A 23,783-nucleotide genomic window follows, 5' to 3' on the forward strand; every position below is an offset into this window, starting at 1 on the left:
CGATACGCCCCTCTGACAGGGGATGAGATGGCGCATGATTACGCCAAAGCCGAATTTCGGTAAAGTGGAATATTTTCGCGCGAGTGGGTTGACCCGCTGTTTGTGTGTTTTGCCCGTCGGGCAACGCAAGGTCATGTAGCCCGGATGGAGCGAAGCGTAGTCCGGGCTACGACAGCGCCGTTCCATGCAGCTCGACACGAAACACAGTTGCGTGCAAAAAAGCGGAATATCGCCGCCGTGAGGCTGGCGGAAGTCGAGTGACCACAGGGATCGACCATGGACCATATCGCTCTGACGACCTTCAGGGAAATCACGGACACCGATTTCGAGAACATGGCCGATGCGCTGATCGAGATGCAGGCTCACTATCGTGTCGCCTGTCCCGCGCGGGACGTGATCATTGACGGGCTGAGGTCGAGACCCGTGGGGGCGCGAATCCTGCTCGCATGCGAGAACGACGGCATCGCCGGTCTTGCATGTTTCAGCGCGATCTATCCCGGACCCGGCTTGACGTCAGGCTTCTTCTTGAAGGAGCTCTACGTTCGCCGCAACCGGCGCGGGACCGGATTGGGCAAACGGCTTATGGCGCGTCTGGCCGAACTGGCTCGCCGGGAGGGGCACGATCGCATCGATTGGACTGTCGATGCGGAGGACCAGCGGCTTCAGCACTTCTACGAGATGCTTGGAGGGCGGGCGTTACCCGCGAAACGTTTCTTCCGTATTGCCGGCGCCGGGCTGCGAGAACTGGCTGAGATGTAAATGACAGGCCGCGCAATTGTCGCCCGCGTCAGCGCGGCGATCGCGGCGGCCTGCGCTTGACGGCATGCCGGCGCGGCGAGCGGGTCACGCGGGGACGCAGGCGCGTTGCGGCGGCGGCGCGGCGCGGCTTGGTTTGGGCCTGAGGGCCGCGGGCAAGGTCCATCAGCATGCGCAGCGCCTCGACCACGGAACGGGCGCGCACGGCGGTGCGGCCGATCGCGCCGAAACGGTGCTCGCGATGGATGATGCGGCCATCGCGCGCGGCGGCGGCGAAATGCACGAGGCCGACCGGCTTGCCGGGCGTCGCACCGCCCGGGCCGGCGATGCCGGTGATGGCGACCGCGAGGTCGACGCCGGCACGCTCCAGCGCACCGATCGCCATGGCAGTCGCGGTCTCCTTGCTGACCGCACCGAAATTCGCCAGCGTGCTCGCCTCGACCCCGAGCATCGCGCGCTTGGCGTCGTTGGAATAAGTGACGAAGCCGCGGTCGATCACGTCGGAGGAGCCGGGGATGTCGGTCAGCGCGCCGGCAACGAGGCCGCCGGTGCAGGACTCGGCCGTGGCAATCGTCAGCTTGCGCATCCGGCACAGATCGAGCAGCGAGCGGGAGAGGGCGCGTGCGTCGCTGCCGCCCATGATCCTACACGCTCCAGGGAAGACGGATGGTGGCGCTCGCGGTCGCTGCGATGCCTTCTTCGCGGCCGGTGAAGCCGAGCCGCTCGCTGGTCGTCGCCTTCACCGCGACGCGCGCGATGTCGACGCCGGAGATCTCTGCGATGCGGGCGCGCATGGTGTCGCGCAGCGGGCCGATCTTCGGCCGCTCGCAGATCATGGTGACCTCGAGATTGGCAACACGGCCGCCGCGCGCCGTGACGCGCTCGATGGCGTATTTCAGGAACTGGTCGGAGGAGGCGCCCTTCCACTTGGCGTCGCTCGGCGGGAAGTGTGAGCCGATGTCGCCGTCGGCCAGGGCCCCGAGGATGGCATCCACCAGTGCGTGCAGGCCGACATCGCCGTCCGAATGCGCCAGAAAACCCTTGCTGTGCGGCACGCGCACGCCGCAGATCATGAGATGGTCGCCTTCGCCGAAGGCATGCACGTCGTAGCCCGTGCCGGTCCTGATGTCGCCGAGCTGGGCAGCCAGGCGCGCTTCCTCGCGCACGAAGTCTTCGGGGGTGGTGAGCTTCATGTTGGCAACATCGCCTTCAAAGGTTGCAACCGTCAATCCCGCCCATTCGGCAATCGCGGCATCGTCGGTGAAATCGCTGCGCCCGTCCTTCGCCGCGCGACGATGCGCCTCGAGGATGACGTCGAAACGAAAGGATTGCGGCGTCTGCGCGATTCGCAAACGCGCGCGGTCCGGCGTGCCCTCGACGTCGCCGGCATCGCCGGTGAGCTTGATGGTGTCGGTGACGGGGACGACGGGGATCGCAGCACCGGTGCGGCTCGCCGCACCGATCGCGCGCGAGATCACGCCTTCCGAGACGAACGGCCGCGCCGCGTCGTGGATCAGCACGATGTCGGGCTTGTGCTTGGCGAGCGCTTCGAGACCGGCAAGCACCGAGGCCTGGCGTGTGGCACCGCCATTGGTCGGCGGCTCGTGCTTCAATCCTGCGACCGCTGCCGTGAACATGGCGCTGTCGTCGGGGTTGACCACGGGCTGCACTGCAAACACGTCGGGGTGGCGGCTGAAGGCTTCCATGGCGCGATAGATCACGGGCACACCGCCGATCTCGCGATATTGCTTCGGCCCGCCGGCGCCCGCCCGCAGGCCGCGACCGGCCGCAACGAGAACGACTGCGGTGCGCTGTGATTTCGCCATATGACTCAAATACTCAGTTGCTATTGATGGAGTCGGGAATTGGGTGATTGCCGGCATGCCTCTAGCACGGCAGGCCCGCAAAAAAAGGGGGTTTCCCCGGATTGTGGGAAACAGCAATTTGCTGCACTGCACTTGAAAGATTTGCAGAACTGTCTAAACTGTAGGCATGACGCTTGACTGCACAAGAATTGTGCGCAAGATAGGTCATGGCAGGCGCGATGAGGCCCTGCCTAGTTGACGAGATCATTGTGACCGGCCCGGCAGGATCAGGCTCCAAGCCCTTGAAAATAGGCGACATTGAGGTCGCCACCCCGGTCTTCCTGGCGCCGATGTCGGGGGTCACGGACTCGCCCGTCCGCCGGCTGGTTGCCGAGCTCGGGGCCGGCATGGTCGTATCGGAAATGACCGCCAGCGATGAGCTCGCCAACGGCCACCGGATGTCGCGGTTGCGATGCGAAGCGACCGGAATCGGCCCACACGTGGTCCAGCTCGCGGGCTGCGAGGCGCACTGGATGGCCGAAGGCGCCCGGATTGCCGAAGCTGAAGGCGCCGACATCATCGATATCAACATGGGCTGTCCGGCCCGTCACGTCACCGGTGGCCAGTCCGGCTCGGCCCTGATGCGCGATCTCGACCATGCCGTCAGCCTGATCGATGCGACGATCGCGGCGGTGAAGGTGCCGGTGACGCTGAAGATGCGGCTCGGCTGGGATGACCGCAGCCGCAATGCACCGGAGCTGGCGCGGCGCGCGGAAGCCGCCGGCATCAAGCTCGTCACCGTGCATGGCCGCACCCGCTGCCAGTTCTACAAGGGCGAAGCCGATTGGGATGCGATCCGCGCCGTGCGCGAGGCGATCTCGATTCCGCTCATCGTCAATGGCGACATCACCTCCTACGAGACGGCGCTCGCAGCGCTCGAATCCTCCGGCGCCGACGCCGTGATGATCGGCCGCGGCGCACAGGGCCAGCCCTGGCTGCCCGGCCAGATCGGCCGCCGCCTCAAGGGCGGGGCGCCGGAAGCCACGCCGCCGCTCGAGACGCAGCTCCATTATGTCCGCACGCTCTACGAGGGTGTCTGCGCGCTCTATGGCCTGCGTGTCGGCCTCAGGCATGCGCGCAAGCATCTGGGCTGGGCGCTCGACGTCGCGGCCGATGTGAGCCGCGCCCCGGCCGAAAAGCTGAAATCCTGGCGCCAGACGATTCTGACTTCCGAAGATCCGCGTCTCGTTCACCGTTCACTGCAAGATGCCTTCGACGACTTCGCATGGAGCGCTGCTGCATGAGCTCAGCCGCTGAACATCGTCGGCCGCTTCCGTCCGACAGCGACGCGATTTTGGATGCCTTGCCCAATCCCGTGCTCCTGATCGGGCCGGACGGCAAGATCGTGGCCGCCAACATCGCAACCGAAGCCTTCTTCGAGATATCGACCCAATTCTTGAAGCGGCAGTCGCTGAAAGAGCTGGTGCCGTTCGGCAGCCCCCTGCTGGCGCTGATCGACCAGGTGCGCTCGTCGAACTCGCCGGTCAACGAATACAAGGTCGATCTTGGCACGCCGCGCATGGGTGGCGACCGCCAGGTCGATTTGCATGTCGCGCCGCTCACCGAGCGGCCGGGCCATATCGTGGTGATGCTCCAGGAGCGCACCATCGCCGACAAGATGGATCGCCAGCTTACCCATCGCAGCGCTGCGCGCTCGGTGATAGCGCTAGCAGCCATGCTCGCGCACGAGATCAAGAACCCGCTCTCGGGCATTCGCGGCGCGGCGCAATTGCTGGAGCAGCAGGCCTCCTCGGAAGACCGCATGCTGACGCGGCTGATCTGCGACGAGGCCGACCGCATCGTGACGCTGGTCGACCGCATGGAGGTGTTCGGCGACGAGCGCCCCGTGGTGCGCGGTCCCGTCAACATCCATTCCGTGCTCGATCACGTGAAGCGGCTGGCGCAGTCCGGCTTTGCCCGCAACATCCGCTTCATCGAGGATTACGATCCCTCGCTGCCGCCGGTGCTGGCGAACCAGGACCAGCTCATCCAGGTGTTTCTCAACCTCGTGAAGAACGCCGCCGAAGCCCTGATCGACGTTCCCGACGCCGAGATCCAGCTCACCACCGCATTCCGCCCCGGCGTGCGCCTGTCAGTCCCCGGTCAAAAATCCCGGGTATCCCTGCCGCTCGAATTCTGCGTGAGGGACAACGGACCAGGCGTGCCGGACGATCTTCTGCCCAACCTGTTCGATCCCTTCGTGACCACCAAGCAGACCGGCTCCGGTTTGGGCCTCGCGCTTGTCGCAAAGATCGTCGGCGATCACGGGGGCATCATCGAATGCGAGTCTCAGCCGCGCAAAACCACCTTCCGCGTGCTGATGCCGATGTACTCCACATCGGTCAAACATGCCGATCACAGCAGTCGCGACGGCTCTGCCGGGAAGTCGTCGTCTGCATCACAGGGGGCAAAATGAGGATTAACAATGCCCGCAGGTAGCATTCTCGTTGCAGATGACGACACCGCCATCCGCACGGTTCTCAATCAGGCTTTGTCCCGCGCCGGCTATGAGGTCAGACTCACCGGCAACGCCGCAACGCTATGGCGCTGGGTCAGCCAGGGGGAGGGCGACCTCGTCATCACCGACGTGGTGATGCCGGATGAAAACGCCTTCGACCTGCTGCCGCGGATCAAGAAGATGCGGCCGAATTTGCCCGTCATCGTCATGAGTGCGCAAAACACCTTCATGACGGCGATCCGCGCCTCCGAGCGCGGGGCGTACGAATATCTGCCAAAGCCCTTCGACCTGAAGGAGCTGATCGCCATCGTCGGCCGCGCGCTTGCCGAGCCGAAGGAGCGAACCACGACGCCGGACGAGGACGCCGAGATGGAGGCGATCCCGCTGGTCGGCCGTTCGCCGGCGATGCAGGAAATCTACCGCGTGCTGGCGCGCCTGATGCAGACCGACCTCACCGTGATGATCACGGGCGAGTCCGGCACGGGCAAGGAACTGGTGGCCCGCGCGCTGCACGATTACGGCAAACGCCGTAACGGCCCGTTCGTGGCCGTCAACATGGCGGCAATTCCGCGCGACCTGATCGAGTCCGAGCTGTTCGGTCACGAGCGCGGTGCTTTCACCGGCGCCAACACCCGCGCCTCGGGCCGGTTCGAGCAGGCCGAGGGCGGCACGCTGTTCCTCGACGAAATCGGCGACATGCCGATGGAGGCGCAGACCCGCCTGCTGCGCGTGCTCCAGCAGGGCGAATACACCACCGTCGGCGGCCGCACCCCGATCAAGACCGACGTGCGGATCGTCGCGGCCTCCAACAAGGACCTGCGTGTCCTGATCCAGCAGGGATTGTTCCGCGAAGACCTGTTCTTCCGCCTCAACGTCGTGCCACTGCGGCTGCCTCCCTTGCGCGAGCGCATCGAGGATCTGCCCGATCTCGTGCGCCACTTCTTCACGCTCGCCGAGAAGGACGGCCTGCCGCCGAAGAAGCTCGATGCGCTGGCGCTGGAACGGCTGAAGCAGCACCGCTGGCCCGGCAACGTGCGCGAGCTCGAAAATCTCGCCCGGCGTCTCGCCGCGCTCTATCCGCAGGACGTGATCACGGCCTCCGTCATCGACGGCGAGCTCGCGCCGCCCTCGGTCAGCCCGGGTGCCGCCGTCCAGCAGGGCGTCGATAATCTCGGAGGCGCCGTGGAGGCGTATCTGTCCTCGCACTTCCAGGGCTTTCCGAACGGCATGCCGCCGCCCGGCCTTTATCACCGCATCCTCAAGGAGATCGAGGTCCCGCTGCTGACGGCCGCGCTCGCCGCCACCCGCGGCAACCAGATCCGCGCAGCAGACCTGCTCGGCCTCAACCGCAACACGCTGCGGAAGAAGATCCGGGATCTGGATATCCAGGTCTATCGGAGCGGGGGCTAGTCCTCGCGACAAACGCTAAACGCGTTTGCGCGGACGACAAACGCTAACGCGTTTGCGCCGAGGTGGCTCAGCTCCCCCTACCAAAGCGGAGCTGAGCCTGTCCGGATCGCGCTGGCCTTGATGGCTGACGCGGTGAGCACAAGTCCGAATCGGTCTGAAATGTTCCGCCGGAACATTCAGATTCGTCATTCGCCCGCAGGGCGCGGCGTCGCATTTATCTGACCAGGCGGCCTGATGCCGGCAGCATGGCGACGTCCGCCGGTGCCTGCATGACCGGGCCATTGACCAGCAGGTCAGACGCCACGATCAGCAGCAGCACAGCCGAAACCATCATTGCGAGGAAGAATCTGTCCATGCCGGTCAAGCCGGAACGGCCGGATTCCGTTCCCGTCGACCGGGCATACCCCTGTGGATGTGCCGGTGCGTTGCGGCGGGGGCGCCGCGGAATTGTCGCAATTCGGCAACAATGTGGTACGAATACATCAGTATCCGCCGCCGCCGCGGACCCCGTTTTCAGCACCCATTGCCGGAATGACCAGCGCAGACACCTCGGCCGCATCTTTTGACACGGCCCCAGCTGAAGAACCCCGACGCTGGTCGCCGCGACGCTGGCTGGCGCCCTTTGCCGTGGCCCTGGCGCTGCTGTCGGGCCTGCTGACCTTCCTCGTGCTGACCGGCCTCACCCGAATCGATCCGACGCCGGAGGTGGTCCGCACGTTCTATCTGATCAATGCGGGCACGATCCTGCTGCTGGTCGGAATCATCGTCCGCGAGCTCTGGCAGCTCATCCTGGCGCGCCGGCGGGGAAGGGCGGCGGCACGACTCCATGTCCAGATCGTCAGCCTGTTCTCGATCGTGGCGGTGCTACCGGCGGTGCTGGTCTCCGTCGTCGCCAACGTCACCCTCGAGCGCGGCCTCGACCGGCTGTTCTCGGGGCCGACCAGGGAGGTCATCCAGAACTCGCTGAACATCGCACGGGCCTACATGCAGGACCACGCGCAGCTGATCCGCGGCGACATTCTCGGCATGGCCAACGACATCGCGCATGCCCGGCCGCTCTACGACCAGGATCGGCGCTCGTTTCGCGAGATGCTGACCGCCAGTGCCAGCTCCCGCAACCTGCCGGGCGCGATGATCATCGACAAGAACACCAACATCCTGGAATCCGCCGACACCGGCATGCGGCTGGCCTATTCGCCGCCGGCACCGGATTTCCTCAGCAACGTCAACGAGTCCGAGCCCGAGATCGCGGTGCTGCCGGATGCGAGCTTCGTCGCCGCGGTGATCCGCCTGCGCGCCTTCAGCGACACCTTCCTCTATGTCGCCCGGCCCCTTGATCCGAATGTCGTCAATCAGCTCAAGCAGACCGAGGTCAGCGTCGCCGAATATGCCCAGATCGAGTCGCGGCGGCTCGGCATCCAGGTCGCGTTTGCGCTGATGTTCGCGGTGATCGCGCTGACCATCCTGATGGCCTCGGTGCTGATCGGCCTCAACTTCGCCAACTCGCTGGTGTCGCCGATCCGGCGGCTGATGAATGCGGCCCACACCGTCTCGACCGGCGACCTCCATGTGAAGGTGCCGGTGCATCAGTCGGAGGGCGATCTCGCGCAGCTGGGCGAGACCTTCAACAAGATGACGCAGGAATTGCGCAGCCAGCGCGACGAGCTCGTCAACGCCAGCGATCTCATCGACAGCCGCCGCCGCTTCATCGAGGCCGTGCTGTCCTCGGCGAGCGCCGGCATCATCGGCGTCGATAGTTCGGGAAGCGTCGGCATCCTCAACCGCTCCGCCGAGAAGCTGATCGGGCACTCCGAAGCGGAGACGCTCGGCCATGCGCTCTCCGATGTCCTGCCGGAGCTCGACGAGATGATGAAGACGGCGCGGGAAGGCACCCAGCGCCTGGTGCAGGGGCAGATCACGATCACCCGCGACGGACAGGAGCGCAACCTCTCGGTCCGCGTCAGCGCCGAGAAGAACCAGCCGCACGACAGCTACATCATCACGCTCGACGACATCACCGAGCTGGTGTCGGCACAGCGCACCTCGGCCTGGGGCGACGTCGCGCGCCGCATCGCCCATGAGATCAAGAACCCGCTGACCCCGATCCAGCTCTCGGCCGAGCGCATCCGCCGCAAGTTCGGCAAGGACATCACCGAGGCCAAGGACAAGCAGATCTTCGAGCAGTGCACCGACACCATCGTGCGCCAGGTCGACGACATCAGGCGCATGGTCGACGAATTCTCGCGCTTCGCGCGGATGCCGAAACCGGTGATGGAGGGCGAGGACGTCGCCGACACCGTGCGGCAGGCGGTGTTCCTGATGAAGGTCGCCCATCCCGAGCTCGATATCGAGGCCGAGTTCAGGGAAGATCCGCTGCGCGCCCAGTTCGACCGACGGCTGATCTCGCAGGCGGTCACCAACATCATCAAGAACGCCACCGAGGCGATCGAGCAGGTCCCGCCGGAGGAGCTCGGCAAAGGCCGCATCGACGTCGTGGTGTCGCGCGAGGGTGAGGACGTGCTGATCGACGTCATCGACAACGGCATCGGCCTGCCCAAGGTGGCGCGCTCGCGGTTGCTCGAGCCGTATGTCACGACGCGCGCCAAGGGCACCGGCCTCGGGCTTGCGATCGTCGGCCGCGTGCTGGAGGACCATGGCGGGCGCATCGAGCTGAAGGACGCCTCCGACTTCCGTGAAGGCCAGCGCGGCGCCTGGATGCGGATGCGCTTTGCGATCTCCGGCGCCCCCGCGAAGACGGAGGGGACCGAGCAGCCGCCGGCCGCCAAAAAGACGACTGCGGAAACGGTCAAGGATGTGGCGAAGGAAGCGAAAGCCGCAACAGAATCCGTCAGGGACACTGAAACAAAAGGGCCGGCTGCCGAAACCAAAGAGCCGGCTGAAAAGACCAATGATTCAACGAAGATCGAAGCCTCAACAGGCAACTGAGAAGACAGGCGCGACCCATGGCAAGTGAAATTCTGATTGTCGATGATGAGGCCGATATTCGGGATCTCGTTGCAGGCATCCTCGAGGACGAGGGCTTCGTCACCCGGACCGCACGCGACAGCGACTCTGCATTGGCCGAAATCGCCAACCGCAGGCCGCACCTGGTGTTCCTCGACATCTGGCTCCAGGGCTCCAAGCTCGACGGCTTGCAGCTGCTGGAACAGGTCAAGAAGGACAATGCCGATCTGCCGGTCGTGATGATCTCCGGCCACGGCAACATCGAGACCGCGGTCGCCGCGATCAAGCGCGGCGCGTACGACTTCATCGAAAAGCCGTTCAAGGCCGACCGGCTGATCCTGGTCGCCAACCGTGCGCTCGAGAATTCGCGGCTCAAGCGCGAGGTCAAGGAGCTGAAGCAGCTCGCGCCGAGCGCAAGCTCGCTCGTCGGCCGCTCGCCCAGCATGAACCAGCTGCGCCAGACCATCGATCGCGCGGCCAAGGCCAACAGCCGCATCCTGATCGTCGGTCCCGCCGGTGCCGGCAAGGAGCTGGCTGCGCGCACGCTGCATATGGCCTCGGGCCGCGCTGATGGTCCCTTCGTCGTCATCAACGCCGCCGCGATCACGCCCGAGCGCATGGAGCACGAACTGTTCGGCATCGAGCAGTCCAATGGCGAGCAGCCTCGCAAACCGGGTGCGCTCGAAGAGGCGCATGGCGGCACGCTGTTCATCGACGAGATCGCGGACATGCCGCGCGAGACCCAGAACAAGATCCTGCGGGTGCTGGTCGAGCAGTCGTTCCAACGCGTCGGCGGCACCGCCAGGGTGCAGGTCGACGTGCGCATCATCTCCTCGACCGCGCGCAATCTCGAAGAGGAGATCGCGGCCGGCCATTTCCGCGAGGACCTCTATCATCGCCTCTCGGTGGTGCCGATCCGCGTACCCGCGTTGTCGGAGCGGCGCGAGGACATTCCGGAGCTCATCGATTACTTCATGGAGCAGATCTCGGCCGGCAGCGGCCTGCCCAAGCGGCAGATCGGGCAGGACGCGATGGCGGTGCTGCAATCGCATGTCTGGCCGGGCAATGTGCGCCAGCTTCGCAACAACGTTGAGAGAGTCATGATTCTCGCCGCGGGCGGACCCGAGGTGATCATCACCGCCGATATGCTGCCGCAGGACGTCGGCTCGATGGTGCCGGCGATGCCGACCAGCAACAATGGCGAGCACATCATGGGCCTGCCGCTGCGCGAGGCCCGCGAAGTGTTCGAGCGCGACTATTTGATTGCACAGATTAGCCGTTTTTCAGGAAATATTTCTCGTACAGCCGAGTTCGTTGGCATGGAACGCTCTGCGCTGCATCGAAAGTTGAAGGCGCTCGGCGTCGGCTGACGCTGCGACGTCGCGGTTGCAGCTCAGGAATAGGCGAGGAAAATCATCGATTTCCGTAGTTTTTCGGGGCAATACGGCGTGGGCTGGCGCGCGAAGCAGCTTGCCTAATAACCCGACCTGTCCTCTAATCGAACAGCTGTTCCTCCGAGGGGGATCTCATGAGGAGCGGCAACCGGACGAGACCCCGCATTTTCAAAAGCGGGGCTCATCCGGCGCAATAAAAAGAAACTCAAAGCGAGAAAAAAACAATGGCGGCAGACCGCGCACAAAACCTGCAGGACACCTTCCTTAATCACGTTCGCAAAACCAAGACGCCACTGACGATCTTTCTGGTCAACGGAGTAAAGCTCCAGGGCATCGTGACCTGGTTCGACAATTTCTGTTTGCTGCTTCGGCGCGACGGTCACTCGCAGCTCGTCTACAAGCATGCGATCTCGACCATCATGCCGGGCGCTCCGATCCAGCTGTTCGAAGGCGGCGAGGATCAGCCGGCTTGAGAGTGATCTGATTGGAACCCCGGAATTTCGACGGGGATGCCGACCGTCCGCGGTCAGCAGGGGCTAAGCAAACGGGGCGGGTGCTTGTCATCGGCCCCTACTTGCGTGTGCGCGCGGGCGGTGCCGACGCACAATCGGAAAGCCATGTCGTGCGAAACGCCGAGGCCCGGCTCGACGAAGCCGCCGGCCTCGCGCGCGCGATCGACCTCGTCATTGCCGATGCCATCATCGCGCCGATCAGCCAGATCCGTCCCGCCACCTATGTCGGCAAAGGCAAGGTCGAGGAGATCGCCGCGCTGGCCAAGAGCCTCGACGTCGAGCTCGTCGTGATGGATTGCGCGCTGGCGCCGATCCAGCAGCGCAATCTCGAGAAGGAGCTGCACGCCAAGGTGCTCGACCGCACCGGGCTCATCCTCGAAATCTTCGGCCGCCGCGCCAAGACCAGGGAAGGCTCACTCCAGGTCGAGCTTGCGCATCTCAACTACCAGCGCTCGCGCCTCGTGCGATCCTGGACCCATCTGGAACGCCAGCGCGGCGGTTTCGGCTTCATGGGCGGTCCCGGCGAGACGCAGATCGAGGCCGACCGTCGCCTGATCCAGGAGCGCATCTCCAAGCTCGAGGGCGAGTTGAAGAAGGTGCAGGCGACGCGGCGGCTGCACCGCGCCGGACGCCAGCGCGTGCCGTATCGCGTGGTGGCGCTGGTCGGCTACACCAATGCCGGCAAGTCGACGCTGTTCAACCGCCTGACGCGCGCCGACGTGCAGGCGGCCGACATGCTGTTTGCCACGCTCGATCCGACCCTACGCGCGCTCACTTTGCCGCATGGCGGCAAGGCAATGCTGTCGGACACCGTCGGCTTCATCTCCAACCTGCCGACCCAGCTCGTCGCCGCCTTCCGCGCCACGCTGGAAGAGGTGCTGGAGGCCGACGTCATCCTGCATGTCCGCGACATCTCGCACGAGGACGCCGAGGCCCAGCAGAGCGACGTCGACGCCGTGCTGCGCCAGCTCGGCATCAACCCTGATGATTCCGGCCGCATCATCGAGGTCTGGAACAAGATCGACCGTTACGATTCCGAGCAGCGCGAAGAGCTCCTGAACATCGCCGCGCGCCGGCCGGAGGATCATCCGGCCATGCTGGTGTCCGCCGTGACGGGCGAGGGGGTCGACGCACTGCTCGCCGCGATCGAGGAGCGGCTTGCCGCCAAACGCACCACGCTCGATCTCTCCATCGACGCCGCCGACGGCGCCGGCATCTCCTGGCTGCATCGCAATTCCGAGGTGCTGGCCAAAGAGCTCCACGACGGCCGCTTCGACATGACCGTGCGGGTGGACGAGACCAAGCGGGATATTGTGGTCAACCGCTTCGACGCGGTGCCGCATCCGATCTAGCCCGTCTGGCGGGTCAGTCGTAGTCCTCCACCCACAAGCACCCTCCGTTGGCAGGACCAATTACGAGGACACCGAGATCAATGGTGGCGTCAGTCGCGGGACTAAATTGGCAAAAGTCTGATGATCGGCAGTTTGTCAGAAATTGTACGGGTTCGTCGAACAACGCCGCGAATTGTTGCCAGAGTTCGGCTGCACGTGAGGGTTTCATCTCTTCTCCGCCAAAGGTAAGCGATGTAGTCAACACGTAGGTTACGAGAGCCGCAGCTTCATCGCTCGTGACAGCAGTATAGATTTCAACATCGTCTGAAAGTCCGAAAGCCCGTGCGACTTCCAGTGGCGTAACCGGCCCTGGAATCACGCCGCATCTTGTCTTGCCAAAGGGCCGCTCGGTCGCGATCTGGCGACAAACTTCAGGCTCAGGCACAACCATAAGAAGTTTTCCTCAACCCGGAGCGACCGGCTTCTCGTCCGCCTTCGCCGCATTCCAAAGCGCATCCATCTCCGCCAGCGAGGCCTCCTCCAGCGTCCGGCCCTGCGCAGTCAGGGCGCGTTCGATGAACGCGAACCGTCGCTCGAATTTTGCATTGGTCGCGCGTAGCGCGGCTTCCGGGTCCGCGTCGAAATGGCGCGCGAGGTTGACGAGTGCGAACATCAGGTCACCGGTTTCCTCTGCGATCTCCTGCTTGTCGTTGCGATCCAGCGCGGCCTCGATCTCGTCGGCTTCCTCGCGGATCTTTTGCAGCACCGCGCGCGGGTCGTTCCAGTCGAAGCCGACGGTCGAGGCCTTGCGCTGCAGCTCCATCGCGCGCGTCAGCGCAGGCTGGCCGGCCTTTACGCCCGACAGCAGCGATTTGTGCGGTGGCGCTTCTTCCGGCGGCCGGCGCGCGGCGCGCTCGGCCTTCTCCTCGGCCTTGATGCGGTCCCAGACTTCCTTGACGTGGGAAGAGGCGAGGTTGCCGTTCTTGTCGGCGAAGACATGGGGATGGCGCCGGATCATTTTTCGCGTGATGGCTTCCACGACATCGCCGAATGCAAAGGCGTTCTGCTCCGACGCCATCTGGGCATGGAACACGACCTGTAACAGGAGGTCTCCAAGTTCCTCGCGGAGATCATCGAGATCGCCGCGATCGATGGCGTCGACCACCTCATAGGCTTCCTCGATCGTGTAGGGCGCGATCGTCGCAAAATTCTGCTCGAGGTCCCAGGGGCAGCCGGTCACCGGCGTGCGCAGCGCCGCCATGATCTCGATCAGGTGGGAAATGTCGCGGGAAGGGGTCATTGCGGGCTGTTCTCCGGGGTCCTCCGCCTTATGCCAAAAGCGGGCCACCGATCCCAGCGTAACGGTGCGGAACGGGCCGATTTCCACCGATTGGCGGGCCTGCTCCACAGTGCTAAAGCGCGGGCCATGAGTGATGCATTTTCCTCCGAAACCGCGCTGGTGCTGTTCTCCGGCGGCCAGGATTCCACCACCTGCCTTGCCTGGGCGCTCAGCCGTTTCGCGCGCGTGGAGACGCTGGGGTTCGACTACGGCCAGCGCCACGCGGTCGAGCTGGCCTGCCGCGACCGGCTGTTCGACGGCCTCAAGGGCCTGCATAAGGACTGGGCCGCAAAGCTCGGCGAGAGCCATACGCTGTCGATCCCGACGCTGGCGGCGGTATCAGAGACGGCGCTGACCCGCGACGTCGCCATCGCGATGGGCGCCGATGGGCTACCGAACACGTTCGTGCCCGGCCGCAATCTGGTGTTCCTGACCTTCGCCGCCGCGCTGGCCTACCGGCGCGGCATCACCCACATCGTCGGCGGCATGTGCGAGACCGACTATTCCGGCTATCCCGATTGCCGCGACGACACCATCCGCGCCATGCAGGCCGCGCTCTCGCTCGGCATGGCCAGGCAATTCGAGCTGCACACGCCGCTGATGTGGATCGACAAGGCGGCGACGTGGAGGCTCGCCCATGACCTCGGCGGCGATGGCCTCGTCGATCTCATCCGCGAGCAGTCGCACACCTGTTATCTCGGCGAACGCGGCGCACAGCATGAGTGGGGATACGGGTGCGGGGAGTGCCCGGCATGCAGTCTGCGGGCGAAGGGGTGGCGGGAGTATGTGGCGGGGCGGTGAGGCGCCTGGTCAAGCCGGGCGACGATGGAGGAAAGGGCCGCGCTCTTTCAACCGTCATTGCGAGGAGCGAAGCGACGAAGCAATCCAGACTGTCGCCGCGGAAATATTCTGGATTGCTTCGCTGCGCTCGCAATGACGAGCTTGTGGCGCGAGCTTGGCTTACCGAAAATCCTCGTTCCGCAGCTCAATCGGCTTGCCGTGCGGGGTGCGATCCGCCGCGTGGTCCCAGGCGTCGCGGTAGCGGTGCAGCGTCTCCAGTGACGCCACGCCCTTGCGCGCAACGAGGCCCTCCAGCGTGGCGAGCCAGTGCAGATAGTAGGTCTCGCCCGTATCAGGATCGCCCGCCGCCTGCGCGCGCTTGATTTCGGAGGCCAGCGCGGCGGCCCACTCGGGCCAGGTGAACACGCCGCGCTCGTGAAGCGTCAGCGCCATCGCGAACGCATGCGCCTCCCAGGGCGCACGGAACACCGGGCCGTCGTCATCGCGCGGAATGCTCGGAATGGCCGCGGTCGCGGCGGCAGCAGCGCTGCTCATCACACCGGATCCAGATACGGTTCGAACGCGTCGATCGACACCTTCGAGGTCGGATCGCCATCGGCGCCCCAGAGATCGCGGCCCTCGAACACGACCGTGTAGAGCCATTGCGGATTCTCGCCGAGCTCCATCGCCGCCGAATCTGGAAACACGTGACAGCCGTGATTCAGCTCGATCACACCGACATGGCCGCGGACATAGCGCGGCAGCCGCGTGTGGGTCGCGGGATGAATATTCTTCGCGCGCACGCGGTCGCCGATCTTGAACCTGGCAGGCGCCGGAGCAGGGCGGGCGAACTTGCCGCGCACCATGATGCGCTCGACCTGGCCGAGATCGAACTTGCCGTGCTTGAGCGCCTTGGCCGGCTGCATGGCGTGGCCGGCGGCGACTTCCTCCCGGGTGAGGTAGCCCTTCTCGATCAGCATCTCCTCGAGCCCGAGGAACCATTTCTTGTAGTAGGAGCTCGACAAATAGACGTGCGGTGGGATCGTCTCGCGATAGAAGCGCGAGGTGTCGATGTTGAAGGCGCCGGCCGCGCCCATCGCGCGCACCATGGCCATCACGCGCGCTTCCCAATCTGCATGGAACACCGGCTCGTTGGGCTCGGGCTCGACCTTGCCGAACCCGTCCATGCCGCCCATGTCGTGCACGCCGTTCACGACGGCGCTCCCGGCGTTTTGGGGAAGCCGGTCCCGATCATGGAGTCACGCGTGACCAGCTCGGCGAGCTGCTCCTCGTTCCAGCCTTCGGTGCCCGCGGGCCGCATTGGCAGCACGAGGAAGCGCGTCTCGGCGGTGGAATCCCAGACCCGGATCTCCATGTTCTTCGGCAGCGTGACGTCGAAATCGGCGAGCACGCCACGCGGATCCTTCACGGCGCGCGAGCGATAGGGCGCGGCCTTGTACCAGACCGGCGGCAGTCCCAGCATTTCCCAAGGGTAGCAGGAGCACAGCGTGCACACGACCATGTTGTGGCGCTCCGGCGTGTTCTCGACCACGACGAGATGGTCACCGACCCGGCTGACATGGCCGAGCGTGCCGATGGCTTTCGAGCCATCCTCCAACAGAGCCTGCTTGAACGCCGGATCGGTCCAGGCCTTGGCAACGACGCGTGCGCCGTTGTGCGGGCCGATCTTGGTCTCGTAGGCCTGGATGATGGCGTCGAGCGCGGCCGGCTCGACATAGCCTTTCTCCGTCAAAATCGTCTCGAGCGCGCGCACGCGCAGCTCGGTCTCGGACAGCTCGGAATGGTCGTGATCGTCGTGATGATGATGCTCACTCATGGGTCAAGGATAGTCCCAGAATCCGGGCGTTGTCGAGGCGAAGACTCTGCTAACATCAGGGCATGGGATGGGCTGCACGAACCGGAATAACGACCGCAATCGCGGTCTTTGTCGCATTCGCCGCGCAGGATGCGCGCGCCGCGAATGGCGCCTATGCGGTGGATGCCGCCGATATCTCCGAGGTCGGCTCCTGCAAGGTCGAAAGCTGGATGTCGACTGCTTCCAACAAGGATTTCTCCGCTGTCGCCAATCCCTCCTGCGTCGTCGATCCCTTCCGGCCGATCGAGCTGAGCTTGCAAACCGTCCGGGCCCGCAGCGAAGGTGACTGGAGCACGACCTTGGCTCCGAAAGCCAAGATGAATTTCATCCCGACCGGGGTCGGCCGGTGGGGATTATCGGCCTATGGCGGTGGATCATTCGACGCGGCGACCGGCGAGGCGCTGTCCGCCTTTGCCGTCATCCCCGCAACTTTCCGCCTGTCCGAAACCATGCGCATCAACGTCAATGGTGGCTGGCTCTGGGATCGGACCGTGGATCGCCATTACCTGACCTATGGCATCGGCTTCGACTGGAAATTCACCGATACCTTGCAATGGACCATCGAAGCGTACGGCCAGGCCGGCGCCTCCGAGATCGCCAGCGTCGTGCAGCCGCGTTTCCAGACCGGAATCCGCTACCGGCCGAACGAAATATTTTCCGTCGATGTGATCTACGGCCGCAACATCACCGGCGAAAACGCCAACTGGATCACGCTGGGCACCACGATCCGGTTTCCGGTCCAGGGCAGTGAGCCTGAGCATCGGCGCACCGGGCATTTGTGAGCCTGCGGTCGCAAGGACAAAAGCAGCCCGGCCAACGGGCAGCACGACGCAACGACAATCGAGGGGGAGGGCCCATGGCCGCTAGTTCGCAGCCGCCTGAGGGACAAGGGTTTCGCTGGAAGCTGATCGCACCGCTCGCGGTGTGGCTGGCGATCTATCTGTGGCCGGTGCCGACGGGGCTCAACGTCAATCAGTGGCATTATTTCGCCGTGTTCGCGGCCGTCATCACCGGGCTCATCCTGGAATCGATGCCGGTCGGCGCGGTCGGGCTGATCGGGCTCACGGTTGCCGGCGTCGGCGGCTATATCGACCCCGATCCGACCAAGTCGCTGCGCTGGATGCTGGCGGGTTTTGCCGAGAGCACAGTGTGGCCGCGGCCATCGTGCCGCTGACGATCGCATCGACGCCGTTCATCGCGCGCCTCGTCGAGGCTGCGATCCGCGAAGTCGATGGCGGACTGATCGAGACCGCATCCTCGTTCGGGGCCTCTCCGATCCAGATCGTGTTCAAGGTGCTGATCCCCGAGGCGCTGCCCGGCCTGCTGCTGGCGCTGACACTCGCGGTGGTCAGCCTGCTCGGCTACTCCGCCATGGTCGGCGCCGTCGGCGGCGGGGGCTTGGGGGATCTCGGCATCCGCTACGGCTATCAGCGCTTCATGCCGGAGATGATGCTGGCCGTCGTCGTCGTGCTGATTGCCCTCGTGCAGCTCGTGCAGAGCGCGGGCGATTATCTGGCGCGGCGGGTCAATCGCCGGCTGCGGCATCGCTGACAGGCGTCAGGCCGCCAGCCTGGCGCGCCGCACCCGGTTCAGACGCATCGCGCGCGCCACAAGAGCTAGCCAGCCGGCGGGTAGTAGAGAAACTCGATCATCAGGCAGCCGTCGCGGGTGAAGAACGGCCCATGCTCGACATGGGCCGGCCGCACGGCATAGGTGCCGGCCTCCAATAGCCGCGTTTCCTGCGACGGCGTGCCGATCGACAGCGTGCCCGAAATCAGAAAGACCTCCTCGCACCAATCGTGCGAGACCGGGCGCTCCACGGATGCACCCGCGGCCCAGCGTGACAGGCGGGTCACGGCGCCCGATTGCGTCGGGTGATCGAAGCGGCCGGACAGGATCTTCTCCTCGACTCCGACATAGCCGGGAACTGCCCGCCAGCCGTCATCGGCCAGCGCGTTGAAAAATTCCCGGTGGTCCTTCATGAACCGACCGAAACCGGGCTCCGGCATGTGACTCATCTCCCGCGCCGACACTGACACGGGACGATCTTACAGCAGGTGAACAGCGTTTCCCACTTGGACCTGTCGGGCAGGGATATCCCGGAAGGACTTCACCCCACCAGTTCAGAGCCGCTTGCGGGCTCTCCGATCGACGCCGGGCCTGCAACGAGGCCGTCGAGGTCGACCAGCAACAGGTCGGCAATGTGTGTGAGCTGGTGCAGAGGGATGCTGGTCTCGCCGCGCTCGGCACGCGACACGAACTCGGGCGAGACGCCGAGATGGTTCGCGATCTGCGTCTCGGTATAGCCGCGCGCCTCGCGCGCGCTTCTGACCTGCGCGCCAATGTGCCGGCGGTGCAGAGCCTGCTCCGCTTCGGTCATCATGAGGGCCTGTTCGTCCAGGCTCGCTATGCCATCCGCGAACGCGACGCCGAGCAGTCTGCGCTTCTGCCACGCCACACGACAGGACTTTCGCAGCCCGTCGGCGAAGATCAGCGTGGCCTGTTTCGGAAACGCCAGCGACCAGTCGAGCTTCAGTCTTGCGCCCGTGCCTGATACGTCCGAGATCGTGCAGGGGATGCTGACGATGCCCCTGGCACCGTCAAACTCGATGATGCCCGTCCTTGCCGTGGATTGCCTGGTCGCAGCGCGCAATTCGCTCATGGACGTCGACCCCTGGGTGCCCCGCATGCGCCGGCACCGAACGTTGCGGTGCGTTCCGCAAAATCAATGAAGTATCTCGCCACTGATTTTACCTCCGGGGTTCCTCGGGCTCAATCGAGCTTGGCCGCCATGGTAAAGGATTCGTTCTCCGCACTTCCTTTCGACGTCGCCGGCCGTCCCGCTCGGTCGACCGTCGTTGTCCGTCTAGAAAGATTCCAGATTCGAGGACACGCACGCCGGATCGCGCATGAGCGCATTCGTCGCACATGCTGCGCACATCTCTGGAGAGATTCTAACGCTGTTCCTATCGCACTCCGAAATGGCCTGCGTTAGGGCGAGCTATCGGGCCATCGGCAAGCTGCCCTTGCCGCTGGTGAGTTCAACTGAAGTCGGTCCGGCAATGGGGGCCGGAGCTGCTTGATGAGATTCGGACGATGAGAGCGATATTCGGTCGGCTGCATCGCTGGGCGGGCCTGCTGACAGCCGGATTCCTGTTCTTCTCCGGCATTACCGGCGCGATCATCTCGTGGGACCACGAGCTCGACGACGTCCTGAACGGTCATCTGTTCGACGTCGCCAGCAAAGGCCCGGCCATTCCCTCGATCGAGCTCGCCAAGCTGATCGAGCAACGCGATCCCCGTGCGCGCGTCGTCTATCTCTTCATGACGCCGGAGGAGGGCCACTCGCTGTGGTTCTTCGTCATGCCGCGGATCGATCCTGCGACCGGTAAGCGCTATCCGCTCGACTATAATCAGATCTTCCTCGATCCCAACACCGGCGTCGAGCTCGGGCGACGCTACTGGGGCGCGGTGTGGCCGGTGACGCGGGAGAACTTCGTCTCGTTCCTCTACAAGCTTCACTACACCATGCACATCCCGGAGTTCTGGGGCAGCGACCGCTGGGGCATGCGTCTGCTCGGCATCATCGCCATCGTCTGGACCATCGACTGTTTCGTCGGATTCTATCTGACGATGCCGTCCCGGCGTGGCGCGAAGGCCGCGCGGGCGCCGCAAGTCACGCGCCAGCTCGAGCGCGGCTTCCGGGCGCGCTGGGCGCCGGCCTGGACCATCAAGACCTCGGGCAGCGCCTACCGGATCAATTTCGACATCCACCGCGCCTTCAGCCTGTGGACCTGGGGGCTTCTGTTCGTCATCGCCTTCACCGCGTTCTCGCTGAACCTGTATTTCGAGGTGTTCTCGCCGCTGATGAAGATGGTGTCGAACTACACCCCGACGCCCTATGAGCAGCGGCCCTATCGCGATCTCGACGATCCCATCGAGCCCAAGGTGACCTTTGCCGACATCGCCGCGCGCGCGGCGGCCGACGGCAAGGCGCGCGGGTGGACCACGCCGGTCGGCGCGCTCAGCTACGGCCCGGCCCACGGGGTCTATGCCGCCGCCTATTTCCATCCCGGCGACGATCACGGCGCCGGCGGCGTCGGCCCGGCGCAGCTTTACTACGACAGCGAGGATGGCCGTCCGCTCGGCGAGCGTCTGCCCTGGGTCGGCACCGCCGCCGACATCTTCGTGCAGGCGCAGTTTCCGCTGCATTCGGGCCGCATCGTCGGGCTGTTCGGCCGGATCCTGATCTCGATCATGGGGCTGGTGGTGGCGGCGCTCTCGGTCACCGGCGTCGTGATCTGGTGGCGCAAGCGCCGGGCGCGTGTCCGCGTGCGGGAGACTGCGGCGATGCGCCTGAACCGGCAACTGACACCGGCGGAGTAGGGCCGATGGCGACCCCGCCGGTGATCGCCACTTGATCGGAATCAAATACGCCTTGGGGAACCTTCGCTAGCCTCTCAGCGTGTTTAACTCGATTTGCGTCCCCAGGGCTTGATGGCTCCTGTTTGCTTTCCTCTCCGATAGGTTGGCCAAGCACGCCAGGACAGATGGACGCGAGAGGATACTGATGCTCCGCACATACTATTTCGACATGAAGGATGGCGTTCCAGCTCGGGATAAGTCAGGCTTGGCGTTTGGAAGTGATGGCGCCGCCATTGCCCACAGCAAGAGCCTTGCGGAAGAGGTTCGCACGAAAAGGCCGGGAGGCCATCCTGATCTCCGGATCGTCGTCATCGACGAGAACGGCCGGGAAGTCCATCGCCAACCGGTGTATACTAAGAACAATTGACCATCGCTGTCCGCGTGCGCCGGCGGAGCAGGGTCCCATGAAGGCGCGCGCCCACCACGGATGAACCTTTCCGCGAACGAGGGGCACAAACACCGAAGACAGCCCTTGCTTCGTGGAATCGCTATGAAGTGCCTTGCCTTGCTCTGCCTGCTCGTTTTCGCGATGCCCGCCCACGCGGCCACGCCCGAGCAGCACTATCTCGACCTGCGCGATCGCGGCATCGCAAAATTCTCCAAAGCCAAGGAGAACGACGAAACCTACAAGCAGCACGATGCGGCGCTCAACGAGCTGACCGGCGCGCTGCGCGCGCTGGTGGGGCCGGTCACGATCAAGGGACTGCCGGCAGAGGGCAAGTCGAACGCCGATACGCTGTTCAAGAGCGACGTCGGCTTCGGCCATCTCGACGGACTGAGCTTCGCCTCGGAAGGCTACAAGACGCAGGCCGTGGTGACCACGACGTCGCTGCTCAAGCACTGGCTGCGCGAGCACCGCGAGGACGGCATGCCACAGGAGATCGGCGCCGCCTTCAAGTCGGACCGGTTCTACTACAATGCGATCCAGGACGCCGCCTTCGCCATCTATGCCGAGCTGCCGATCACCAAGCCCGCAGGCGCGGGCGCCGCAGTCGCCGTGCTGGGCCTGCGCGGCAATGGCGGCCTGAAGGGGCCACCCGATGAGATCGACGTCGTCGCGCTACAGGGCGACAAGGTCTACTTCATCGCCTCGTCGGACGCCGTGAAGACGACGGAGATTCCGGCCTGCGAAAGGGTCTGGAAACAGATGATGGCCAGGAAGACCCCGCAGGATGCCGTGGCCAAGGAAGACCAGGCCATGGGCGCCTACACCAAGTGCTTCGCCAAGGAAGCGCCACGCCAGAGCTGGTTCGCGGCCGCCGTCAAGAAGGCACAGGGCCAGCTGGAGTTGCTACCGCTGCGCTAAAGCGCACTGCCGCCGGGATTCCAGCCGCGCCCACCTTCACCAAATATCTCATATCCCGTCGCGGTCACCACGACCGTGTCCTCGAGCTTGATGAAGCCGCGCCTCGGATGCTTCATCGTGGTCTCGATTGACACCACCATGCCGGGCTCGAGCGGCAATCTTGCATCGATATCATCATAGGGGACTGGCCCCGTGGCGGTCAGGCGAGGGGCCTCGTGGCTGACGAGGCCCATACCGTGGGCGAGAAAATCCGTGCAGTCGCGCTGGGTGATCTGGGTCAACCGGCGCTCAGCCGCAACGTAGATATCGCCGCCCATGGCGCCCGGCCGGACTGCGGCGAAGGCGGCGCGCTGCACCGCTTCGATCTCGGCCAGGCAATCCTTCAATTCGCCGTCGGGCTCGCCGAGCACGGCCATGCGCGCGAGGTCGCCGATATAGCCGTGATAATTGCCGCCGGAGTCGAGCGACAGCACGTCGCCTTGCTCCCAGCGCTGCGCCGACGGCGCCCGGTTGTGGCTGCTGCCGCAGGCGAGCAGGCAGTATTCGAAGGTCAGGCCGCGATTGGCTTCGGCGACGCGCAAGGCGTCCGACAATTGCTGCTTGCTGGTGCCCGGACCATGCCCCGCAATCACCTCCAGCATGGATGCGATGACGAGCTCGGATGCCGTCTTGAGTTTTGCCAGTTCTTCCGCCGACTTCACCGCGCGCAGCCGCTCCAGCACCAGCAGCGCGTCCTTGAGCTCGGCGCCGGGCAGGGCATCGGCAAGCGCCCTCCCTGCGTCCATCGGCAGGAACGCCATCTCGACCCCGACCCGCTTCATCGGCACGCCGACGTCCTTCAAGGCAGCGACGGCCCGCGTGATGGCGTCGACCGAGCCGTTGGATTCGGTCCGGACCTGCGGCACCCACGGCGGCGCCACGGCGCGCTGATGGGTCTCCAGGCGATGGCCGATATAGATCGCCTTTTCCGGCACGCCCTTGGGATAGACCAGGACTGGCAGATAGCGGCTGACGCCCATGGCATCCATGTAGTCGAAGAATATCGCGCGCTCGGCCCCGAGCAGGTACTGCACGTTGTGCTTGGAGGTCACCACGAGGACGTCGAGGCCGGCGGCCTCCATGAGACGGTCGAGCTTGGCGGCGTCGAACGGAATGGCGCGTGAGCCGCTCGCGCGGGCAACGTTCTCCTGCATGACGAAACTCCCGATTAAGACGCGGCCTCTATGTCCGCTGTCTGGCGCTTGATTGTGGGCCGGGAGAGGGGTCCTGGATAGTCCCGGAGTTGGCGACCATGACGTCCTCACCAAGGCGTGAAGCCACGATAAGGCGAACGCTCGTGCGGTTCCGCTACGCATCTGCGGCAGCGC

General features: G+C 64.9%; 24 protein-coding genes and 2 pseudogenes. 15 read left to right on the forward strand and 11 right to left on the reverse strand.

Going from position 1 to position 23,783, the window contains the following annotated elements; genetic code table 11:
- Positions 1-276: 276 nt before the first annotated feature.
- Positions 277-759, forward strand: coding sequence for a GNAT family N-acetyltransferase (locus AC1RUR_RS30850; RefSeq protein WP_492851082.1), 483 nt, complete (start codon positions 277-279; stop codon positions 757-759).
- Between the two features lie 28 nt (positions 760-787).
- Here AC1RUR_RS30850 and AC1RUR_RS30855 read toward each other — a convergent pair whose 3' ends face one another.
- Complete coding sequence (locus AC1RUR_RS30855) at positions 788-1,396, reverse strand: CinA family protein (protein WP_492851084.1); 609 nt, start codon at positions 1,394-1,396, stop codon at positions 788-790.
- A 4-nt stretch (positions 1,397-1,400) separates the two neighbouring features.
- Positions 1,401-2,582, reverse strand: a complete 1,182-nt coding sequence (locus tag AC1RUR_RS30860) for a bifunctional 2-C-methyl-D-erythritol 4-phosphate cytidylyltransferase/2-C-methyl-D-erythritol 2,4-cyclodiphosphate synthase (protein WP_492851086.1) — start codon at positions 2,580-2,582, stop codon at positions 1,401-1,403.
- A 281-nt stretch (positions 2,583-2,863) separates the two neighbouring features.
- Between AC1RUR_RS30860 and dusB the strand changes: the two genes are divergently transcribed.
- From dusB to ntrC, 3 genes are read left to right on the forward strand one after another with little or no spacing between them, the layout of a single operon-like run.
- Positions 2,864-3,865 carry a tRNA dihydrouridine synthase DusB gene (gene dusB, locus AC1RUR_RS30865; RefSeq protein ID WP_492851088.1) on the forward strand — a complete coding sequence of 334 codons (1,002 nt, stop codon included), beginning with the start codon at positions 2,864-2,866 and terminating at the stop codon, positions 3,863-3,865.
- On the forward strand, positions 3,862-5,037 hold the full coding sequence (locus AC1RUR_RS30870) for a two-component system sensor histidine kinase NtrB (protein ID WP_271569588.1): 1,176 nt from the start codon (positions 3,862-3,864) through the stop codon (positions 5,035-5,037). The genes dusB and AC1RUR_RS30870 overlap by 4 nt, the downstream gene beginning before the upstream one ends.
- Before the next feature lie 9 nt (positions 5,038-5,046).
- Positions 5,047-6,489: a nitrogen regulation protein NR(I) gene (gene ntrC, locus AC1RUR_RS30875; protein WP_492851090.1), complete on the forward strand. Its 1,443-nt coding sequence runs from the start codon at positions 5,047-5,049 to the stop codon at positions 6,487-6,489.
- Between the two features lie 214 nt (positions 6,490-6,703).
- On the opposite strand, the gene AC1RUR_RS30880 is transcribed toward ntrC, so the two are convergent.
- On the reverse strand, positions 6,704-6,844 hold the full coding sequence (locus tag AC1RUR_RS30880; protein WP_492851092.1) for a hypothetical protein: 141 nt from the start codon (positions 6,842-6,844) through the stop codon (positions 6,704-6,706).
- A 176-nt stretch (positions 6,845-7,020) separates the two neighbouring features.
- Here AC1RUR_RS30880 and AC1RUR_RS30885 point away from each other — a divergent pair, with 176 nt between their 5' ends.
- The 4 genes from AC1RUR_RS30885 to hflX all read left to right on the forward strand — a co-directional run bounded on the left by AC1RUR_RS30885 (position 7,021) and on the right by hflX (position 12,711).
- Positions 7,021-9,435 (forward strand): sensor histidine kinase NtrY-like, encoded by a 2,415-nt coding sequence (locus tag AC1RUR_RS30885; protein WP_492851094.1) that lies wholly within the window; start codon positions 7,021-7,023, stop codon positions 9,433-9,435.
- A 17-nt stretch (positions 9,436-9,452) separates the two neighbouring features.
- Positions 9,453-10,823, forward strand: coding sequence for a nitrogen assimilation response regulator NtrX (ntrX, locus tag AC1RUR_RS30890; protein ID WP_492851096.1), 1,371 nt, complete (start codon positions 9,453-9,455; stop codon positions 10,821-10,823).
- A 248-nt stretch (positions 10,824-11,071) separates the two neighbouring features.
- On the forward strand, positions 11,072-11,320 hold the full coding sequence (gene hfq, locus AC1RUR_RS30895; RefSeq protein ID WP_007591126.1) for an RNA chaperone Hfq: 249 nt from the start codon (positions 11,072-11,074) through the stop codon (positions 11,318-11,320).
- Positions 11,321-11,331: 11 nt separating this feature from the next.
- Positions 11,332-12,711: a GTPase HflX gene (gene hflX / locus AC1RUR_RS30900; RefSeq protein ID WP_492851098.1), complete on the forward strand. Its 1,380-nt coding sequence runs from the start codon at positions 11,332-11,334 to the stop codon at positions 12,709-12,711.
- A 13-nt stretch (positions 12,712-12,724) separates the two neighbouring features.
- On the opposite strand, the gene AC1RUR_RS30905 is transcribed toward hflX, so the two are convergent.
- Both AC1RUR_RS30905 and mazG read right to left on the reverse strand, forming a co-directional pair.
- Positions 12,725-13,141 (reverse strand): hypothetical protein, encoded by a 417-nt coding sequence (locus AC1RUR_RS30905; RefSeq protein ID WP_492851100.1) that lies wholly within the window; start codon positions 13,139-13,141, stop codon positions 12,725-12,727.
- A gap of 12 nt (positions 13,142-13,153) precedes the next feature.
- Positions 13,154-13,990: a nucleoside triphosphate pyrophosphohydrolase gene (mazG, locus tag AC1RUR_RS30910; RefSeq protein ID WP_492851102.1), complete on the reverse strand. Its 837-nt coding sequence runs from the start codon at positions 13,988-13,990 to the stop codon at positions 13,154-13,156.
- A 126-nt stretch (positions 13,991-14,116) separates the two neighbouring features.
- Here mazG and queC point away from each other — a divergent pair, with 126 nt between their 5' ends.
- Positions 14,117-14,830: a 7-cyano-7-deazaguanine synthase QueC gene (queC, locus tag AC1RUR_RS30915; RefSeq protein WP_492851104.1), complete on the forward strand. Its 714-nt coding sequence runs from the start codon at positions 14,117-14,119 to the stop codon at positions 14,828-14,830.
- Positions 14,831-14,989: 159 nt separating this feature from the next.
- Here the strand turns inward: queC and AC1RUR_RS30920 are convergent, their stop codons facing one another.
- The 3 genes from AC1RUR_RS30920 to nthA are packed head-to-tail and all read right to left on the reverse strand — an operon-like array spanning position 14,990 to position 16,646.
- Complete coding sequence (locus AC1RUR_RS30920; RefSeq protein ID WP_492851106.1) at positions 14,990-15,367, reverse strand: nitrile hydratase accessory protein; 378 nt, start codon at positions 15,365-15,367, stop codon at positions 14,990-14,992.
- Positions 15,364-16,023, reverse strand: coding sequence for a nitrile hydratase subunit beta (gene nthB / locus AC1RUR_RS30925; protein ID WP_492851108.1), 660 nt, complete (start codon positions 16,021-16,023; stop codon positions 15,364-15,366). Before nthB ends, AC1RUR_RS30920 begins: the two co-directional genes overlap by 4 nt.
- On the reverse strand, positions 16,020-16,646 hold the full coding sequence (gene nthA, locus AC1RUR_RS30930) for a nitrile hydratase subunit alpha (protein ID WP_492851110.1): 627 nt from the start codon (positions 16,644-16,646) through the stop codon (positions 16,020-16,022). Before nthA ends, nthB begins: the two co-directional genes overlap by 4 nt.
- 62 nt (positions 16,647-16,708) lie before the next feature.
- Between nthA and AC1RUR_RS30935 the strand changes: the two genes are divergently transcribed.
- From AC1RUR_RS30935 to AC1RUR_RS30945, 3 genes and pseudogenes are all read left to right on the forward strand, one after another.
- Positions 16,709-17,467: a PA4824 family protein gene (locus AC1RUR_RS30935; protein ID WP_492851112.1), complete on the forward strand. Its 759-nt coding sequence runs from the start codon at positions 16,709-16,711 to the stop codon at positions 17,465-17,467.
- A gap of 74 nt (positions 17,468-17,541) precedes the next feature.
- Positions 17,542-17,838 (forward strand): annotated as a pseudogene (locus tag AC1RUR_RS30940) (anion permease); the annotation flags it as partial.
- A 2-nt stretch (positions 17,839-17,840) separates the two neighbouring features.
- Positions 17,841-18,236: pseudogene (locus AC1RUR_RS30945) on the forward strand (ABC transporter permease subunit); the annotation flags it as partial.
- Between the two features lie 65 nt (positions 18,237-18,301).
- Here the strand turns inward: AC1RUR_RS30945 and AC1RUR_RS30950 are convergent.
- Both AC1RUR_RS30950 and AC1RUR_RS30955 read right to left on the reverse strand, forming a co-directional pair.
- Positions 18,302-18,694, reverse strand: a complete 393-nt coding sequence (locus tag AC1RUR_RS30950; protein WP_492851114.1) for a cupin domain-containing protein — start codon at positions 18,692-18,694, stop codon at positions 18,302-18,304.
- A 101-nt stretch (positions 18,695-18,795) separates the two neighbouring features.
- A complete protein-coding gene (locus tag AC1RUR_RS30955) occupies positions 18,796-19,347 on the reverse strand; it encodes a helix-turn-helix domain-containing protein (RefSeq protein ID WP_492851116.1) in 552 nt (183 codons plus the stop codon).
- 434 nt (positions 19,348-19,781) lie between these two features.
- Here AC1RUR_RS30955 and fsrB point away from each other — a divergent pair, with 434 nt between their 5' ends.
- The 3 genes from fsrB (at position 19,782) to AC1RUR_RS30970 (ending at position 22,416) form a co-directional block, all read left to right on the forward strand.
- Positions 19,782-21,071, forward strand: coding sequence for a siderophore utilization protein FsrB (fsrB, locus tag AC1RUR_RS30960; RefSeq protein WP_492851118.1), 1,290 nt, complete (start codon positions 19,782-19,784; stop codon positions 21,069-21,071).
- A 184-nt stretch (positions 21,072-21,255) separates the two neighbouring features.
- Positions 21,256-21,477 (forward strand): DUF6894 family protein, encoded by a 222-nt coding sequence (locus AC1RUR_RS30965; RefSeq protein WP_492851120.1) that lies wholly within the window; start codon positions 21,256-21,258, stop codon positions 21,475-21,477.
- A gap of 123 nt (positions 21,478-21,600) precedes the next feature.
- The gene (locus AC1RUR_RS30970) at positions 21,601-22,416 is read left to right on the forward strand and encodes a hypothetical protein (RefSeq protein ID WP_492851122.1); all 816 of its coding nucleotides are present in this window, start codon (positions 21,601-21,603) and stop codon (positions 22,414-22,416) included.
- Here AC1RUR_RS30970 and AC1RUR_RS30975 read toward each other — a convergent pair.
- Positions 22,413-23,609, reverse strand: coding sequence for a M24 family metallopeptidase (locus tag AC1RUR_RS30975; RefSeq protein WP_492851124.1), 1,197 nt, complete (start codon positions 23,607-23,609; stop codon positions 22,413-22,415). The two genes, AC1RUR_RS30970 and AC1RUR_RS30975, sit on opposite strands and share 4 nt — an antisense overlap.
- Positions 23,610-23,783 lie beyond the last annotated feature (174 nt).

The organism is Bradyrhizobium sp. GW821-FHT12B03 (assembly GCF_058807535.1).

Bases quoted from the DNA above. Each gene is read 5' to 3' on its own strand.
- AC1RUR_RS30850 (WP_492851082.1), top strand. From the start codon at position 277: ATGGACCATATCGCTCTGACGACCTTCAGGGAAATCACGGACACCGAT.
- AC1RUR_RS30855 (WP_492851084.1), bottom strand. From the start codon at position 1,396: ATGGGCGGCAGCGACGCACGCGCCCTCTCCCGCTCGCTGCTCGATCTG.
- AC1RUR_RS30860 (WP_492851086.1), bottom strand. From the start codon at position 2,582: ATGGCGAAATCACAGCGCACCGCAGTCGTTCTCGTTGCGGCCGGTCGC.
- AC1RUR_RS30870 (WP_271569588.1), top strand. From the start codon at position 3,862: ATGAGCTCAGCCGCTGAACATCGTCGGCCGCTTCCGTCCGACAGCGAC.
- ntrC (WP_492851090.1), top strand. From the start codon at position 5,047: ATGCCCGCAGGTAGCATTCTCGTTGCAGATGACGACACCGCCATCCGC.
- AC1RUR_RS30880 (WP_492851092.1), bottom strand. From the start codon at position 6,844: ATGGACAGATTCTTCCTCGCAATGATGGTTTCGGCTGTGCTGCTGCTG.
- AC1RUR_RS30885 (WP_492851094.1), top strand. From the start codon at position 7,021: ATGACCAGCGCAGACACCTCGGCCGCATCTTTTGACACGGCCCCAGCT.
- ntrX (WP_492851096.1), top strand. From the start codon at position 9,453: ATGGCAAGTGAAATTCTGATTGTCGATGATGAGGCCGATATTCGGGAT.
- hfq (WP_007591126.1), top strand. From the start codon at position 11,072: ATGGCGGCAGACCGCGCACAAAACCTGCAGGACACCTTCCTTAATCAC.
- AC1RUR_RS30905 (WP_492851100.1), bottom strand. From the start codon at position 13,141: ATGGTTGTGCCTGAGCCTGAAGTTTGTCGCCAGATCGCGACCGAGCGG.
- mazG (WP_492851102.1), bottom strand. From the start codon at position 13,990: ATGACCCCTTCCCGCGACATTTCCCACCTGATCGAGATCATGGCGGCG.
- queC (WP_492851104.1), top strand. From the start codon at position 14,117: ATGAGTGATGCATTTTCCTCCGAAACCGCGCTGGTGCTGTTCTCCGGC.
- nthA (WP_492851110.1), bottom strand. From the start codon at position 16,646: ATGAGTGAGCATCATCATCACGACGATCACGACCATTCCGAGCTGTCC.
- AC1RUR_RS30935 (WP_492851112.1), top strand. From the start codon at position 16,709: ATGGGATGGGCTGCACGAACCGGAATAACGACCGCAATCGCGGTCTTT.
- AC1RUR_RS30950 (WP_492851114.1), bottom strand. From the start codon at position 18,694: ATGCCGGAGCCCGGTTTCGGTCGGTTCATGAAGGACCACCGGGAATTT.
- AC1RUR_RS30955 (WP_492851116.1), bottom strand. From the start codon at position 19,347: ATGAGCGAATTGCGCGCTGCGACCAGGCAATCCACGGCAAGGACGGGC.
- fsrB (WP_492851118.1), top strand. From the start codon at position 19,782: ATGAGAGCGATATTCGGTCGGCTGCATCGCTGGGCGGGCCTGCTGACA.
- AC1RUR_RS30965 (WP_492851120.1), top strand. From the start codon at position 21,256: ATGCTCCGCACATACTATTTCGACATGAAGGATGGCGTTCCAGCTCGG.
- AC1RUR_RS30970 (WP_492851122.1), top strand. From the start codon at position 21,601: ATGAAGTGCCTTGCCTTGCTCTGCCTGCTCGTTTTCGCGATGCCCGCC.
- AC1RUR_RS30975 (WP_492851124.1), bottom strand. From the start codon at position 23,609: ATGCAGGAGAACGTTGCCCGCGCGAGCGGCTCACGCGCCATTCCGTTC.